Origin of the sequence: Glutamicibacter nicotianae, from assembly GCF_016907615.1 — a bacterium.
Classification (GTDB): Bacteria; Actinomycetota; Actinomycetes; order Actinomycetales; family Micrococcaceae; genus Glutamicibacter; species Glutamicibacter nicotianae.
Window position 1 is genome coordinate 1457479 of record NZ_JAFBCH010000001.1, and the last position, 17059, is coordinate 1474537.

Annotated in this window: 9 protein-coding genes, 3 rRNA genes and 1 pseudogene; all 13 read left to right on the forward strand. The window is 61.5% G+C overall.

The genetic code is table 11. The features are described from left to right. The first annotated feature begins 24 nt into the window (after positions 1–24). The 13 genes and pseudogenes from JOE62_RS07095 (at position 25) to JOE62_RS07155 (ending at position 17014) form a co-directional block, all read left to right on the forward strand. Positions 25–765, forward strand: a complete 741-nt coding sequence (locus tag JOE62_RS07095; protein ID WP_204721454.1) for a maleylpyruvate isomerase family mycothiol-dependent enzyme — start codon at positions 25–27, stop codon at positions 763–765. An 86-nt stretch (positions 766–851) separates the two neighbouring features. After that, entirely contained in the window at positions 852–1400 is a 549-nt protein-coding gene (locus JOE62_RS07100; protein WP_204721456.1) for an adenine phosphoribosyltransferase, read from the forward strand. A 217-nt stretch (positions 1401–1617) separates the two neighbouring features. Next, positions 1618–3900 (forward strand): HelD family protein, encoded by a 2283-nt coding sequence (locus tag JOE62_RS07105; RefSeq protein WP_204721457.1) that lies wholly within the window; start codon positions 1618–1620, stop codon positions 3898–3900. Positions 3901–4085: 185 nt separating this feature from the next. Then, positions 4086–5405, forward strand: coding sequence for a tyrosine--tRNA ligase (gene tyrS / locus JOE62_RS07110; RefSeq protein WP_239543247.1), 1320 nt, complete (start codon positions 4086–4088; stop codon positions 5403–5405). Between the two features lie 523 nt (positions 5406–5928). Beyond that, positions 5929–7454 (forward strand): 16S ribosomal RNA (locus JOE62_RS07115). Positions 7455–8083: 629 nt separating this feature from the next. After that, positions 8084–11218: ribosomal RNA gene (locus JOE62_RS07120) — 23S ribosomal RNA — on the forward strand. A gap of 163 nt (positions 11219–11381) precedes the next feature. Then, a 5S ribosomal RNA gene (gene rrf / locus JOE62_RS07125) occupies positions 11382–11498 on the forward strand. The 16S, 23S and 5S rRNA genes sit together here, the layout of an rRNA operon. 347 nt (positions 11499–11845) lie before the next feature. Beyond that, positions 11846–12967, forward strand: a pseudogene (locus JOE62_RS16750) (hypothetical protein); the annotation flags it as partial. A 165-nt stretch (positions 12968–13132) separates the two neighbouring features. Then, on the forward strand, positions 13133–13897 hold the full coding sequence (locus tag JOE62_RS07135) for a tetratricopeptide repeat protein (protein WP_204721461.1): 765 nt from the start codon (positions 13133–13135) through the stop codon (positions 13895–13897). Positions 13898–13945: 48 nt separating this feature from the next. Next, on the forward strand, positions 13946–14953 hold the full coding sequence (locus tag JOE62_RS07140; RefSeq protein WP_038990318.1) for an HAD-IIA family hydrolase: 1008 nt from the start codon (positions 13946–13948) through the stop codon (positions 14951–14953). A gap of 2 nt (positions 14954–14955) precedes the next feature. Next, a complete protein-coding gene (locus tag JOE62_RS07145) occupies positions 14956–15129 on the forward strand; it encodes a hypothetical protein (protein WP_204721463.1) in 174 nt (57 codons plus the stop codon). Continuing rightward, a complete protein-coding gene (locus JOE62_RS07150) occupies positions 15126–15914 on the forward strand; it encodes a TlyA family rRNA (cytidine-2'-O)-methyltransferase (protein WP_204721465.1) in 789 nt (262 codons plus the stop codon). Before JOE62_RS07145 ends, JOE62_RS07150 begins: the two co-directional genes overlap by 4 nt. Positions 15915–15988: 74 nt before the next feature. Continuing rightward, the gene (locus tag JOE62_RS07155; protein ID WP_204721467.1) at positions 15989–17014 is read left to right on the forward strand and encodes an NAD kinase; all 1026 of its coding nucleotides are present in this window, start codon (positions 15989–15991) and stop codon (positions 17012–17014) included. Positions 17015–17059: the final 45 nt, after the last annotated feature.

A 17059-nucleotide genomic window follows, 5' to 3' on the forward strand; every position in this document is an offset into this window, starting at 1 on the left:
CCGGTTCGCGCTAGAGTGTGCTTCATGACACAACTCCTGGCCCCAGCCGAACTGATCGCACAGGTCACCACCGCATTGGACGAGCTGACCGTGCAGCTGCGCGAGGTTCCGGCCACGCAGTACACCAAGCCGAGCTCGCTGCCGGGGTGGAGCACCGCACAGCTGATCGCGCACCTGGCCTCCTTCGCGAAGGCCGCCGTGCGCCAATTCGAGCACGCCGGAGCGGACCAGCTGCCCTCGATGTACGACGGCGGCGCCGAGGGCCGGATCGAGGCGATTAACATGACCGCGCTGATCCGCCCCGAATCCCTGCGTGCCTTGGCCGCCGACGGGTTGGCCCAGTTGCGCGCCGTCCTGCCCGGCGTCGAAGACCTCTGGGAGCAGCCGGTGGGGTACCGCCAAGGCGCCACGGTCGAGGACCTGATGTACGCGACCTGGCGCGAGATGCTGATCCACGCCACCGACCTGGACGAATTTGTCCGCCCGGCCGCCAGCTGGCCGGCGGCCTTCAGCGCGCACCTGTTCCGTGCGCTCGAAGCCCGCGTTCCGGAAGGAACCCGCCTGGTGCTGCAGCCGCATGGGAAGACCCCGATCGTGCTCGGGAACGGCTCGAAATCCTGGGTGCTCTCGGGCACGGATTTCGATCTGGCCGCCTGGATGGCTGGACGCCCGGCAGCCGGACCGGTGCAGGTCACCGCGGCCGCCGATTCGGCCGCCGATCCGCAGCTGCTGCCCTGGCCCAGCGATCGGCTGATGGCCCGCTAGAACCGGGCGCACCGCGCCGGGGCCACCCGGAATGTGCTCATGATTATGCACGGTCGTGGGAAAAGCAGCGCGCAAAGGGACTAAAATTGGCAGACGTGACTACTTCTGAGAGCATTGGCGACCTGCTGGACCGACTGTGCGAGATCGTGCCCGACTACCCGCAGCCGGGGATCTCCTTCAAGGACCTCACCCCGGTCTTCGCCGACCCGGTCGGCCTGCGCCGCATGGTCGACGAGCTGATCGCCCCCTTCGAAGGGCAGTTCGACATCGTCGCGGGCCTCGAAGCGCGCGGTTTCGTGCTGGCCGCGGCGGCCGCCTACGCCTCGGGCAAGGGCATGCTGGCCATCCGCAAGGCAGGCAAGCTGCCGCGCGAGGTCTACCGCGACGAGTACACCCTGGAGTACGGTACCAGCTGCCTGGAGGTGCACAAGGACGAGATCGCCCCGGGCACCCGCGTGCTGATCCTCGACGACGTGCTTGCCACCGGCGGCACCGTGGGTTCGGCGGTCCGCCTGCTCCGGCAGACCGGCGCGCAGATCGTCGGCGTTGGCGTCGTGCTGGAACTCGATGGCCTGGATGGCCGCGCGAAGCTGGAGGGGCAGCAGGTGGTGTCCTTGCAGGTCGTGCATTCCTGAACCCCTGTGGGCGGGTAACAATCCGCCACGGTTCCACGCCGCTGGCGAACAACCCTCTGGCGGGCCCGGGCGGCGCACGGGCAGCGGTGCCCGGGATTACTTGCGCGGGCCAAAAGGCGCGTATCATTATCTGTCCTGCGTTTTCACGCGGGAACCGTTGCACGCAGGGCCCTGCGCCCTGCGCACGGGCACATCTTGAGCGCGAGGGGAAACTGGGTTGACCGACACCATCGAGGCCGATCTGCTAGCTGAATCCGAGTATGTGGGCCGCCTGTATGCGCGGCTGGACGAGTTGCGCGCCGAAAAGCTGGAGCAGCTGGAGCGCACCCGGGCCCAGGGGGCCGTGGGCACCTTCCAGAACATGTCCGAACGCGACTCCTTCGCCACCCTCTACGAGGACCGGATCGCCCAGCTCGACGCCGTCGAGGACCGCCTGGTCTTCGGCCGGCTGGACATGGCGGCCAACGGCCGGCAACAGCAGCCCGGCGACTCCGATTCCGCGGCCGCGCCGCGCTACATCGGCCGCATCGGCCTGTCCGACGAGGACCTGAATCGGCTGATGATCGACTGGCGGGCCAGCGAAGCCGCCCCGTTTTACCAGGCCACCGCGCTGAATCCGCGCGGGGTGCGCCGCCGCCGCCACCTGATGCTCAAGGGCCGGTCCGTGGCAGGCATCGAGGACGACGTGCTCGACGAGACCTGGCTGGACGAGGGGCACACGCACCACGGCGAAGGCGCGCTGATGGCCGCCCTGCGCGAGAAGCGCACCGGCCGCATGGGCGACATCGTCGGCACCATCCAGGCCGAGCAGGACGCGATCATCCGCGCACAGCTGCCCGGGGCAGTGGTGGTCCAGGGCGGCCCGGGCACCGGCAAGACCGCCGTCGCCCTGCACCGCGCGGCCTTCCTGCTCTACGAATACCGCGATCGGCTGAAGAACGCCGGCGTGCTGATCGTCGGCCCCTCCAACTCCTTCATGCGCTACATCGAGCGCGTGCTGCCCTCGCTGGGCGAGACCGGCGTGGTCATGTCCTCGGTGGGCGATCTCTACCACGGCATCCGCGCCGTGCCGGAAGCCAACCGCACCGTCGCCCGGCTCAAGGGCCAGCTGTCCATGGCCAAGGTGATCGCCAACGCGGTGCACAACCGCCAGCGGCTGATCCCGGAAAACCGGACCCTGGTGGTGGAGGGCACGCGCCTGACGCTGACCCCGAAGATGGTCAAGAACGCGCGCGAACGGGCCCGCCACACCCGCAAGCCGTACAACGAGGCTCGCGAGACCTTCGTCAAGGTGCTGGTGGGCGAGCTGGCCGAGCAGCTGCGCCGCAAGCTGGAGGAATCGGCCGGGCAGTCCTCGACCACCGACCGCTCCTACCTGCCGCAGGAGGTGCGCGAATCGCACGATGTGCGCGTGGCGCTGAACCTGTGCTGGATGCCGATGACCCCTCAGCAACTGGTGGCCGAGCTGTTCGCCACCCCGCACCTGTTGGCCGCCGCGGCGCCGCATCTGGCCGAGCACGAACGCGATGCCCTGTACCGCCGGGCCGGCTCGCCGTTCACCGAGTCCGACGTGCCGCTACTGGACGAGGCCGCCGGGCTGCTCGGCGACTTCGCCGACCCGCTGGAAGGCGCCCGCACCGCCCAGTACGAGGCCGATGTGGAGAACGCCAAGGCCGCCCTGCGCAATATGCACACGATGCTTCAAAACGCCGGCATCGACGGCGTGGTCACCGCGGAGCAGGTAGCCGGGGTGAACCAGGAAACCGCCGTGCGGCTCACCGCCGCCGAACGCGCGGTGGCCGACCGCACCTGGGCCTACGGGCATATCGTCGTCGACGAGGCGCAGGAGCTCTCGCCGATGCAGTGGCGCCTGCTGATTCGCCGCTGCCCGATGAAGTCCTTCACCATCGTCGGCGATATCGCCCAGACCTCGGCCGCCTCGGGCGCCAGCAGCTGGTCCCAGGCCCTGGAGCCGTTCTTCGGCGACCGCTTCGAACTCGAAGAACTGACCGTGAACTACCGCACCCCCGCGCAGATCGCCGACGCGGCGGTGCGCGTTGCCCAGGCCGCCGGCCTGCGCATCACCACCCCGCAGGCGGTCCGCGAGGGCGACTGGCCGCCGGTGCTGACCCGCACCACGGCCGACGGAGTGCAGGAGGCGGTGCTGGCCGCGCTGCGCGAAGAACTGGAGTATTCGGCCGGGGGACTGCAGGCGATCATCGTGCCGCAGCAGGACCTGGCCCGCATCCGCGCGGCGGTGGAGCAGGTCTACGGCGACCGCGTCGGCAGTGGCTCGGGCGGGTTGAGCCAGGACATCGTGGTGATCACCGCGCGCGAGTCCAAGGGCCTGGAATTCGATGGCGTGCTGATCTTGGAACCTGCCGAGCTGGTGGACGAGGTCGACGGCGGCGTCGGCGACTTGTATGTGGCGATGACCCGCACCACCCAGCGGCTGCACGTGGTCCACACCCGCGACCTGCCCGAGGGCATGGAAGCCTAGCGGCCCGCGCGGTTGCAGATGTGACCAAGGGACGGGCCGGGCAAGTGGCACGAGCCCGCCGGCAGGCGATAACCTTGAACCTGTGTGCCGGGAACGCAACCCCAACTCCCGGCGCGATCACAGGTGTACGCAGGAAAATGCGTGCACTCGGGGCAGAACGAAGACAGAAAATGGTCACAGTGAGCATGTCTGATACGAAGCAGAATCCCGTGATTGCGGGACAGAGCAACGACGCATCTTTCGAGAACGTCTGGCAGGAATTGAAGTGGCGCGGCCTGGTACACGTGTCCACCGATGAAGCCGAGCTGGAACGAGCCCTCTCCGAAGAATCTGTGACCTACTATTGCGGGTTCGATCCCACCGCGCCGTCCCTGCACCTGGGCAACCTGGTGCAGCTGCTGAACATGCGCCGCCTGCAGCTGGCCGGCCACAAGCCGCTGGCACTGGTGGGCGGTTCCACCGGCCTGATCGGCGATCCGCGGCAGACCGCGGAGCGCACCTTGAACACCAAGGAAACCGTGACCGAATGGGTCGCCAAGCTCCAGGCCCAGGTTTCCCGCTTCCTTTCCGCCGAGGGCGAGAACGCGGTGCGACTGGTCAACAACCTGGACTGGACGCAGCAGCTGTCGGCCCTGGACTTCCTGCGCGATGTGGGCAAGTACTTCCGCGTGGGCACCATGATCAAGAAGGAGATCGTGGCCGCGCGCCTGAACTCCGACGAGGGCATCAGCTACACCGAGTTCTCCTACCAGGTGCTGCAGGGCTACGACTTCCTGGAGCTGAACCGGCAGTACGGCTGCACCCTGCAGACCGGCGGTTCGGACCAGTGGGGCAACCTGACCAGCGGCACCGACCTGATCCGCAAGGTCCAAGGCACCTCGGTTCACGCCTACGGCACCCCGCTGATCACTAACTCCGACGGCACCAAGTTCGGCAAGTCCGAGGGCAACGCCATCTGGCTGGATGCCGAGATGTGCAGCCCGTACACCTTCTACCAGTTCTGGCTGAACACCGCCGACGCCGACGTGATCGACCGCCTGAAGGTCTTCACCTTCCTGACCCGCGAGCAGATTGCGGAGTTGGAAACCGAGGTTGCCGAGCGCCCGTTCAAGCGCGTCGCCCAGCGCACCTTGGCCTGGGAGGTCACTTCCCTGGTCCACGGAAGGCAGGCCACCGAACAAGTGATCGCCGCTTCGGCTGCGGTCTTCGGCAATGGCGATCTTGGCGCAATCGATCTTCCAACCCTGGAATCGGTCATCGCCGAGCTGCCTTCGGCAAAGGTCGCCGCGGACGATCTGGGCATCCTGAATGTCCTGGTGGCATCGGGCCTGAGCAAGTCATTGTCCGAAGCGCGCCGCACGGTAGCCGAAGGTGGCGCCTACGTGAACAACGCCAAGGTCGACGGCATCGAAACCGAACTGGCCGAGTCGGACTTCCTGCATGGCCGGTACGCGATCGTGCGCCGCGGCAAGAAGAACATGGCAGTGGCTGAACTGGTCAAGTAAGGCCCGCGAACAGCTGCAATACACGAAACCGCCAGAAAAACTTGTGAACCAAGACACTTTTCTGGCGGTTTTGTTGTACCAAACTAGCAAAATTCCTAGTCAAGCTCGAAATAATAAGGGAAAACAAGCCTGCTGGCTGATTTTGCTTCGTGGTGGGATGCGTGTAGAGTTTTATCTCGCGCCGCTGATCCGGACGGCCTGAAAAGGCGAGTCGGAAACAGCGGGGTGAACCAGCCTGAAACGCCGAGTTGACAATGGTCAACGCGGTGGTAAGCTGGAAAAGTTGCTCCGGAGCGAAGCAGTGGCCATCAAAGGGTGGCTGGTGTGGTGTCGAGAGTGTTTGTTGTTTGAGAACTCAATAGTGTGCCAAGTTTGTTGATACCGAATATTTTTATTTGGTGAATACATAACATTTGCTTGAGGCATTGCACCCCCGTGCAGTGTTCTTGAGTGTTTTATTATTCGCCAGGACTTCATCGGCTTCGCCCTTCTTTTCCAAGGGGTTGCTGGTGGCTTTTTATTTTTTATGGAGAGTTTGATCCTGGCTCAGGATGAACGCTGGCGGCGTGCTTAACACATGCAAGTCGAACGATGAAGCCCAGCTTGCTGGGTGGATTAGTGGCGAACGGGTGAGTAACACGTGAGTAACCTGCCCCCGACTCTGGGATAAGCCCGGGAAACTGGGTCTAATACCGGATATGACCATGGAACGCATGTTTTGTGGTGGAAAGATTTATCGGTGGGGGATGGACTCGCGGCCTATCAGCTTGTTGGTGAGGTAATGGCTCACCAAGGCGACGACGGGTAGCCGGCCTGAGAGGGTGACCGGCCACACTGGGACTGAGACACGGCCCAGACTCCTACGGGAGGCAGCAGTGGGGAATATTGCACAATGGGCGAAAGCCTGATGCAGCGACGCCGCGTGAGGGATGACGGCCTTCGGGTTGTAAACCTCTTTCAGTAGGGAAGAAGCGAAAGTGACGGTACCTGCAGAAGAAGCGCCGGCTAACTACGTGCCAGCAGCCGCGGTAATACGTAGGGCGCAAGCGTTATCCGGATTTATTGGGCGTAAAGAGCTCGTAGGCGGTTTGTCGCGTCTGCCGTGAAAGTCCGAGGCTCAACCTCGGATCTGCGGTGGGTACGGGCAGACTAGAGTGATGTAGGGGAGACTGGAATTCCTGGTGTAGCGGTGAAATGCGCAGATATCAGGAGGAACACCGATGGCGAAGGCAGGTCTCTGGGCATTTACTGACGCTGAGGAGCGAAAGCATGGGGAGCGAACAGGATTAGATACCCTGGTAGTCCATGCCGTAAACGTTGGGCACTAGGTGTGGGGGACATTCCACGTTTTCCGCGCCGTAGCTAACGCATTAAGTGCCCCGCCTGGGGAGTACGGCCGCAAGGCTAAAACTCAAAGGAATTGACGGGGGCCCGCACAAGCGGCGGAGCATGCGGATTAATTCGATGCAACGCGAAGAACCTTACCAAGGCTTGACATGTGCCAGACCGCTCCAGAGATGGGGTTTCCCTTCGGGGCTGGTTCACAGGTGGTGCATGGTTGTCGTCAGCTCGTGTCGTGAGATGTTGGGTTAAGTCCCGCAACGAGCGCAACCCTCGTTCCATGTTGCCAGCACGTAGTGGTGGGGACTCATGGGAGACTGCCGGGGTCAACTCGGAGGAAGGTGGGGATGACGTCAAATCATCATGCCCCTTATGTCTTGGGCTTCACGCATGCTACAATGGCCGGTACAATGGGTTGCGATACTGTGAGGTGGAGCTAATCCCTAAAAGCCGGTCTCAGTTCGGATTGGGGTCTGCAACTCGACCCCATGAAGTCGGAGTCGCTAGTAATCGCAGATCAGCAACGCTGCGGTGAATACGTTCCCGGGCCTTGTACACACCGCCCGTCAAGTCACGAAAGTTGGTAACACCCGAAGCCGATGGCCTAACCACCTTGTGTGGGGGGAGTCGTCGAAGGTGGGACTGGCGATTGGGACTAAGTCGTAACAAGGTAGCCGTACCGGAAGGTGCGGCTGGATCACCTCCTTTCTAAGGAGCTAACCATTATTGGTTGCCCATGCTGGACACGAGTGTTGTCCGGGTGGGTTGCTCATGGGTGGAATATCAATGGACTCAGTACTGGAAAGCGTGCATGCTTTGCCGGCTCCTTGTGTGGGGGTTGGTGGTGTGTGCGGGGTACTGGCTGTGGCTGCATGGTGCTGGGCATCTGCGAGTACGCGTGGCAAGAATCAAGTTTCGGCTTGTTCTTGGTGTGTGGGAAAGCGGTGTGTGGGTGTTGTGTGGTTTGTATGGTTTGGCATGCTGTTGGGTTTTGAGGCAACAAGCCTCCTTTCCTGGTGAATGGTTGCCGGGGTTCTTCCTGTGGGGAGGGTCCTGGTGGTGTTCGCTTGGGTGAGGGGTTCTTGGTGTTTCGGTGTTTGTCCTGTGTTTGCTGCAAGGATGTCCTGTTGGATTGATGCTGGCCTTTGGTTGGTGTTGGTTTTGGGGTGTTGTTGCGGGGGTGCGGGGTTGTTGTTTGGGAACTGTATAGTGAACGCGAGCATCTTGCAGATGAGATGAGCTGGCTGGTCCTTTTCCTGGGGCTGGTTGGTGTTGGAGTCTTGTCTGCGTGATTTTGTTAGATTGTTTTATTGCTCAATTCTGAGACTTTGATTTGTGTTGAAGTTTTTAAGGGCGCACGGTGGATGCCTTGGCATCAAGAGCCGATGAAGGACGTGGGAATCTGCGATAAGCCTGGTGGAGTCGATAACCGGACGTTGAGGCCAGGATTTCCGAATGGGGGAACCCCGCACCATGTTATGTGGTGTGACCTGCAGCTGAATGTATAGGCTGTGTGGAGGGAACGCGGGGAAGTGAAACATCTCAGTACCCGCAGGAAGAGAAAACAATAGTGATTCCGTTAGTAGTGGCGAGCGAACGCGGATGGGGCTAAACCGGTTGGTGTGTGATAGCGGATAGGCGTTGCATCACCGGGGTTGTGGGGTTGACATGTACCAGCGCTATCTTGCTGGTGGGATGAGGTGCAGGCGTATAGGTGAATCGGTTGGAATGCCGGACCAGAGAGGGTGATAGTCCCGTAGGTGTAATGCGTGTCTGCCGTTCTAGTGTTGATACCCGAGTAGCACGGGGCCCGTGAAACCTTGTGTGAATCTGCCAGGACCACCTGGTAAGCCTGAATACTACTTGATGACCGATAGTGAATCAGTACCGTGAGGGAATGGTGAAAAGTACCCCGGGAGGGGAGTGAAATAGTACCTGAAACCGTGCGCTTACAATCCGTTAGAGCCTGGGACTTGTTCCTGGGTGATGGCGTGCCTTTTGAAGAATGAGCCTGCGAGTTAGTGTTACGTCGCGAGGTTAACCCGTGTGGGGAAGCCGTAGCGAAAGCGAGTCTGAATAGGGCGTTTGAGTGGCGTGATCTAGACCCGAAGCGAAGTGATCTACCCATGGCCAGGTTGAAGCGCGTGTAAGAGCGTGTGGAGGACCGAACCCACTTCAGTTGAAAATGGAGGGGATGAGCTGTGGGTAGGGGTGAAAGGCCAATCAAACTTCGTGATAGCTGGTTCTCCCCGAAATGCATTTAGGTGCAGCGTTGCGTGTTTCTTGCTGGAGGTAGAGCTACTGGATAGGCGATGGGCCCTACAAGGTTACTGACCTTAGCCAAACTCCGAATGCCGGCAAGTGAGAGCGCAGCAGTGAGACTGTGGGGGATAAGCTTCATAGTCGAGAGGGAAACAGCCCAGAACGCCAACTAAGGCCCCTAAGCGTGTGCTAAGTGGAAAAGGATGTGGAGTTGCTGTGACAACCAGGAGGTTGGCTTAGAAGCAGCCACCCTTGAAAGAGTGCGTAATAGCTCACTGGTCAAGTGATTCCGCGCCGATAATGTAGCGGGGCTCAAGCACACCGCCGAAGTTGCGTCATTCAAGTATTAGCCTGGTTTCGATTGGGTGCTTGGATGGGTAGGGGAGCGTCGTGTGGACGGTGAAGTCGCGGTGGAAACCAGCGGTGGAGGCCACACGAGTGAGAATGCAGGCATGAGTAGCGAATGACGGGTGAGAAACCCGTCCGCCGAATGATCAAGGGTTCCAGGGTTAAGCTAATCTGCCCTGGGTTAGTCGGGACCTAAGGCGAGGCCGACAGGCGTAGTCGATGGACAACGGGTTGATATTCCCGTACCGGCGAAGGACCGCCCATACCAAGCTGTGGATGCTAACCATGACGGATCATGGCTGTTGCGGCCTTCGGGTTGCTGGTTGTGTGATGTGGTGGGAACCGATGCAGTGAGGTCAGCGTATTAACAGGTGTGACGCAGGAAGGTAGCCGAGCCAGGCAATGGAATTGACCTGGTCCAAGGGTGTAGGAAGAGTGGTTGGCAAATCCGCCGCTCGTATGTTCTGAGACCTGATAGGCGCCCCGTTTATGGGGTGATTCGGTGATCCTATGCTGCCTAGAAAAGCATCGGCGCGAGGTCCCAGTCCGCCCGTACCCCAAACCGACACAGGTGATCAGGTAGAGAATACTAAGGCGATCGAGAGAATCATGGTTAAGGAACTCGGCAAAATGCCCCCGTAACTTCGGAAGAAGGGGGGCCTGCCCCGTGATGGAGACGTGCTCTCCGGAGGCGGGTGTGGGCCGCAGAGACCAGGGGGAAGCGACTGTTTACTAAAAACACAGGTCCGTGCGAAGTCGCAAGACGATGTATACGGACTGACTCCTGCCCGGTGCTGGAAGGTTAAGAGGACTGGTTAGCCCTTGTGGCGAAGCTGAGAATTTAAGCCCCAGTAAACGGCGGTGGTAACTATAACCATCCTAAGGTAGCGAAATTCCTTGTCGGGTAAGTTCCGACCTGCACGAATGGAGTAACGACTTCCCCGCTGTCTCAACCATGAACTCGGCGAAATTGCAGTACGAGTAAAGATGCTCGTTACGCGCAGCAGGACGGAAAGACCCCGAGACCTTTACTATAGTTTGGTATTGGTGTTCGGTGCAGCTTGTGTAGGATAGGTGGGAGACTGTGAAGCTTGGACGCTAGTTCAGGTGGAGTCATCGTTGAAATACCACTCTGGCTGTACCGGTCACCTAACTTCGGACCATGATCTGGTTCAGGGACAGTGCCTGATGGGTAGTTTAACTGGGGCGGTTGCCTCCTAAAATGTAACGGAGGCGCCCAAAGGTTCCCTCAGCCTGGTTGGCAATCAGGTGTCGAGTGTAAGTGCACAAGGGAGCTTGACTGTGAGAGTGACAGCTCGAGCAGGGACGAAAGTCGGGACTAGTGATCCGGCGGCACCTCGTGGAAGGGCCGTCGCTCAACGGATAAAAGGTACCTCGGGGATAACAGGCTGATCTTGCCCAAGAGTCCATATCGACGGCATGGTTTGGCACCTCGATGTCGGCTCGTCGCATCCTGGGGCTGGAGTAGGTCCCAAGGGTTGGGCTGTTCGCCCATTAAAGCGGTACGCGAGCTGGGTTTAGAACGTCGTGAGACAGTTCGGTCCCTATCCGCTGCGCGCGTTGGAAATTTGAGAAGGGCTGTCCTTAGTACGAGAGGACCGGGACGGACGAACCTCTGGTGTGTCAGTTGTACTGCCAAGTGCATCGCTGATTAGCTACGTTTGGAAGGGATAACCGCTGAAAGCATCTAAGCGGGAAGCCTGCTTCGAGATGAGATTTCCATGCACCATTGTGTGTGAGAGGCCCCCAGCTAGACCACTGGGTTGATAGGCAGGATGTGGAAGCAAGAACTGAAGACTTGTGCAGCTGACCTGTACTAATAGGCCGATGGCTTTCAACACACAATAAAACAATAATTTGAACTGATGATTTCAATGCTGTTCGCGTTCACTATGCGGTTACGAGACAACAACCTCAAACCGAGAATACTTGGCTTTGTGCGTGCTTTGCTGCATGCCACCGAAGGCAACACCAAACCGTAGGGTTTGTGTGCTTCGTGATTGTTACGGCGGTCATAGCGTGGGGGAAACGCCCGGTCCCATACCGAACCCGGAAGCTAAGGCCCATTGCGCCGATGGTACTGCACTCGTGAGGGTGTGGGAGAGTAGGTCACCGCCGGACTTAACCTAAATAATGGGTTTGAGGCCCTGGTACCGTTTGGTGCCGGGGCCTCACCTGTTTAACCCGTGGAGGGCTTGGGGGTCAGGCATGAGTGCTTGGCCTGTTTTTGTTTAAGGGGATTCGGGTGCTGGCCGCTGCCGCGGCCCGCAATGGATCAGGCCGGCAGTGGAGTGACTGAGTGTCTTGCCACATTGCACCTGTTTCCCTATGGTATGTCTCGTGGCTCCCGTAGACTTGAAGTTAGATGTACATGCCTTTATGGCGTGCAGAATAGTTAATAGTGAAGTGATTTGCTAAGGCAATCACGAAGGTTGCGGTATTGAGATAGCCGCTGAAGGGGACATTAGATGTCTAACGAATTCCGCCGTAACTCCGACAACGGACGAGGCGACTTCCGGAACTCAAATTCAAGCCGCAACAACTCCCGCGATGGTTTCAAGCGTCGCGATGACCGCAGCGATTTCAATCGCACCGACGATAACCGTGGTGGATTCCGTGGTGAGCGTCGTGATGACAACCGTGGTGGTGGCTTCAAGCGTAATGATGATCGTGGCCGTTTCCGTAGCGAGCGTCGTGATGACAACCGCGATGGCGGTTTCAAGCGCAACGATGACCGTGGCGGTTTCCGTGGTGAGCGCCGTGATGACAACCGTGGTGGTGGCTTCAAGCGCAATGACAACCGCGATGGCGGGTTCAAGCGTAATGATGATCGCGGTGGCTTTAAGCGTAACGATGACCGTGGCGGTTTCCGTGGTGAGCGCCGTGATGACAACCGTGGTGGTGGCTTCAAGCGCAATGACAACCGCGATGGCGGGTTCAAGCGTAATGATGATCGCGGTGGCTTTAAGCGTAACGATGACCGTGGCGGTTTCCGTAGCGAGCGCCGTGATGACAACCGCGGTGGCGGGTTCAAACGTAATGACGACCGTGGCGGTTTCCGTGGTGAACGCCGTGATGACAACCGTGGTGGTGGCTTCAAGCGCAACGATGATCGCGGTGGCTTCCGTGGCGATCGTAGTGATGATCGCGGTGGCTTCAAGCGCAACGATGACCGTGGCGGTTTCCGTAGCGATCGTAACGATGACCGTGGCGGTTTCCGTGGCGAGCGCCGTGATGACAACCGTGGTGGTGGCTTCAAGCGCAATGACAACCGCGATGGCGGTTTCAAGCGCAACGATGACCGTGGCGGTTTCCGTGGTGAACGTCGAGATGACAACCGCGGCGGGTTCAAGCGCAACGATGACCGTGGCGGTTTCCGTGGTGAACGTCGAGATGACAAGCGCGGTGGCGGGTTCAAGCGTGATGACAACCGCGGCGACTTCAAGCGCAACGATGACCGTGGCGGTTTCCGTGGCGAGCGTCGCGATGACAACCGCGGTGGCGGCTTCAAGCGCGCCGATGACCGTCGTTCCAAGGGTGATCGTCCAGCACGCGAGGACCGCTTTGCCGACAAGCGCGAGAATGCGCCACGCGCGCACAACCCGGGCGATCTGCGCATCTCGAACCGCTCCGATCGCGAGCAGTCCCCGGACATCGATGAGGACGTTACTGGCAAGGAGCTGGACCGTGTAGCACGCGCACAGCTGCGCTACCTCGAAGAGCGTTCGGCAAGCTGGGTCGCCAAGCACCTGGTGATGGCTGGCCGCCTGCTGGAAGAGGACCCGGAACTGGCTTACCAGCACACCCTGGCGGCATCGCGCCGTGGCGGCCGCGTCGCCGTCGTGCGCGAGGCCGTTGGCATTGCCGCCTACCATGCCGGCAAGTACGCCGACGCGCTGCGTGAGCTGCGCACCCACCGCCGCATTTCCGGCTCGGACTACAACCTGCCGTTGATCGCCGACTCGCTGCGCGGCCTGGGCCGTGCGGAGAAGGCCATCGAGCTGGCGCACTCCGAGGAATGCGCCAACCTGGAAACTGCCGTCAAGGTCGAAATGCAGATGGTTGCGGCTGGCTCCTACGCCGACCTGGGTAAGCTGGACAAGGCGCTGGCTGAGCTGGAGTCGCTGGAGCAGCTGAACTTCAACCGCGCCTTCTCCTTCAGCCCGCGCCTGTTCACCGCCTACGCTGACCTGCTTTCGGCTGCCGGCCGTGCAGAAGACGCGAAGCGCTGGAATGCGCAGGTGGAGGTTGCCGAAAGCGCCCTGGGCATCGAACGCGAAACCGAATCCTTCATCATGGACCTGGCTCCGGAGCTGGACGAGGAAGAGGAAACCCCGCGTGCCAAGGATCTGATCGAACCTTCCGAGTCCTCGGAATCGGCCGCCGACGCGATCGCAGAAGAAGCTGAAGAGCCTGAAGCCGAGCGGACCGGCATCGACGAGGACGATGACCTGAACGTGGTTGTCGAATCCGACACGGACGCCGCCGAAGCCGACGTGGAAGACGAATCGACGAAGTAAGCTTTGGCGTAGCAGCCAAATACCTAAAGTAGTAGGGACCACCACCGAATGCTGATCTCCGGATTTGATTCTGTCCTCTCCGATTTGGATGGCGTCGTCTATGCTGGCCCGAACGCCATTGACGACGCTGTCGAGTCGCTGAACACCCTCGCGGAAGTGAATGTCACACTGGCGTTCATTACCAACAATGCCGGGCGTTCGCCGATGTCGGTCGCGGCGCACCTGCGCCAGCTGGGTGTGAAGACCAGTGCCGAGCAGGTCTTCGGCTCGGCCGACGCCGGCGCGGAGATGCTGGCCCGCGAACTGAATCCGGGATCCAAGGTCCTGGTGGTCGGTTCCCCCTACCTGCGCGAATGCATTGCCGTGCGCGGGCTGGAAGTCGTCGAAACCCATAAGGAAGAACCCGTAGCGGTGATCCAGGGGTTCGACCCGGACATCTCGTGGACGAACCTGGCCGAGGCCAGCTATGCGATCAATAACGGCGCCGCATGGGTTGCCACCAACACCGACCTGACGATCCCGCGCGCCGAGGGCCTGGCCCCGGGCAACGGGTCGCTGGTCAACGCGGTGAAGCTGGCTACCAGCGTGGAACCGCGGGTGGCCGGAAAGCCCGAATCCTACCTGTTCGCGCGGGCCGCCGACCGGCTGGATTCCCAGCGCCCGCTGGTCGTTGGCGACCGCCTGGACACCGACATCCTCGGCGGCTTCCGTGCAGGGTTCTCCACCGCGCTGGTGCTCACCGGCGTCGACACCCCGCGCACCGCGCTGGGCGCTCCGGTCGAGCAGCGACCCAACTACCTCATCAACTCCCTGGCCGACCTGTACCGTCCCTACCCGACCATCAAGGTGCTCGGCTACGGCGTGCAGGTCGGCGACGCGGTCGCCAAGGTCGATCACGGCGCGATCGAAGTGACGGGCAGCGACCAGGACCTGAACGCCTGGCGCGCCGCCTGCCATGCCTGGTGGCTGGCCCACCCGCGCCAGTCGCGGCATGAAGAACCGGAAATCCGGTTCACCGAACGCGGACTGGATGCCCTGCGGAAGGTGCGGGGCTAGCCATGCAGCCACAGGAACCTGTCCCGAGCCCCGGCACCCGCGGGCTGGATGACGCGGCAGTCGAGCAGGCGCTGTCCTCGCTGGCCGACCACGACATTACCGAGCACGCCGGAATTTACGAGCAGCTGCTCGCCGGCCTGCAGCACGAACTGAACCGTACGGAGCACGGCGCGTGAATCGCCTGGATCAAGAACTTGTCACCCGTCAGCTGGCGCGCTCGCGCACCGAAGCTGCCAAGCTGATCGATGCCGGACGGGTGCTGCTGAACGGGAAGGCGACTGCCAAGGCCTCCAAGAAGGTATGCACCGCCGACGAGCTGGCCCTGGTGCCCAGCGAGGGCGAGGAGTACGTCTCTCGCGCCGGGCACAAGCTCGCCGGCGCACTAGATGTCTTTGCGACTATCGATCCTGCGGGCCTGCGCTGCCTGGATGCCGGCGCCTCCACCGGCGGTTTCACCGACGTGCTGCTGCGCCGCGGGGCAAAGTCCGTGGTCGCAGCCGATGTAGGCCATGGCCAGCTGGTCGATGAGATCCGCGAAAACCCGCGCGTCACGGTCCGCGAAGGGCTGAACGTGCGCTATCTGCTCCCCGAAGATATTGGTGGACCAGTCGACCTCGTAGTATCCGACTTGTCCTTTATCTCGCTGCGTCTGGTGATCGACGCTTTGGCCTCGGCCACCAAGGACGGCGGCGGGCTGCTGCTGATGGTCAAGCCGCAGTTCGAGGTCGGGCGCGAGCATCTGAACCGTACCGGCGTGGTCACCGATCAGCAGCTGCGCCGCAGCGCCGTGGAAGCGGTCGTGGCCAGCGCGCACGCTGCGGGCCTGCAACTGCGCGGCTTGGCCCGCAGCCCCCTGCCGGGACAGGACGGCAACGTCGAATTCTTCCTCTGGCTGGCCGCCGGCGGGAATCCACAGCCTGCCGATGTGCCGCTCATCGGGCAGGACGTTGACTATTCTTAGTAGTGACGTGTTTTAGCCGTGGTCGATAACCACGGTCATTTTGCACCTCGCGAAGCTGAGAGGGGCCGACCGCCTTGCGCCGAATCCTGATTTTCACCCATACCGGCCGCCAAGAAGCGATCACCGCGGCCATCGAAACCTGCGCCCTGCTCAATGAAGCAGGCGCCATCCCGGTGATGCGCCGCAAGGACCAGCTGGCGGTGACCGAAGCGATCGGCGCGGCTGTGCCCTCGGTGCAGGTGCTCGACGAGGATTGCCAGATCGAAGACATCGACTTGGGCGTGGTGCTCGGCGGCGACGGCTCGGTGCTGCGCGCCGCGGAACTGGTGCGCGAATCCCCGATGCCGCTGGTGGGGGTGAACCTCGGGCATGTGGGTTTCCTCGCCGAAGCTGAACGAAGCGAACTGGCCTCCACCGTCCAGGCGTTGGTCAATGAGACCTATACAGTGGAAGAGCGCATGACCATCGAGGTCAAGGTGTGGCTGGATAACGTCTGCCTTGCCGAAACATGGGCCTTGAACGAGGCCGCCGTGGAAAAGGCAAACCGCGAGCGCATGGTCGAGGTAGTGATCGAGGTCGACGGGCGTCCGATCTCCACCTTCGGATGCGACGGCGTAGTGATGGCCACGCCGACCGGCTCCACAGCCTATTCCTTCTCCGCCGGCGGACCGGTGGTGTGGCCGGATGTCGCGGCGCTGATCATGGTGCCGATCTCCGCGCACGCCCTGTTCGCCAAGCCCCTGGTCATTTCCCCGGATTCGATCATGGCCGTGGAAATGCTCACCCGTACCGATGCCGGCGCGGTGCTCTGGTGCGATGGCCGGCGCACCATCGAGTTGCCGCCGGGAGCCCGCGTGGAAGTGACGCGCAGCGATCGGCCGGTATACATGGCCCGGCTGAACACCACTCCGTTCTCCGAGCGCCTGGTCAACAAGTTCGAACTGCCGATTACCGGCTGGCGCGGTCCGGCAAAGGAAGAGGCGCGCCGTCCGGCAACCACGGCATTGCCGGTGATCGGGCCGGGGCTGCAAAGCGTGGATCCGCACTACCGCGATGAACCGGGGATCCCCATGGTGGGACGGCCTGAGGACCAAGGCTAACCGCCCGCATCAGCGAAAAATTCTCCACCCGCTCGAACATAGTTG

Bases quoted from the DNA above. Each gene is read 5' to 3' on its own strand.
- tyrS (WP_239543247.1), top strand. From the start codon at position 4,086: ATGTCTGATACGAAGCAGAATCCCGTGATTGCGGGACAGAGCAACGAC.
- JOE62_RS07135 (WP_204721461.1), top strand. From the start codon at position 13,133: ATGGCTGGCCGCCTGCTGGAAGAGGACCCGGAACTGGCTTACCAGCAC.
- JOE62_RS07140 (WP_038990318.1), top strand. From the start codon at position 13,946: ATGCTGATCTCCGGATTTGATTCTGTCCTCTCCGATTTGGATGGCGTC.
- JOE62_RS07145 (WP_204721463.1), top strand. From the start codon at position 14,956: ATGCAGCCACAGGAACCTGTCCCGAGCCCCGGCACCCGCGGGCTGGAT.
- JOE62_RS07095 (WP_204721454.1), top strand. From the start codon at position 25: ATGACACAACTCCTGGCCCCAGCCGAACTGATCGCACAGGTCACCACC.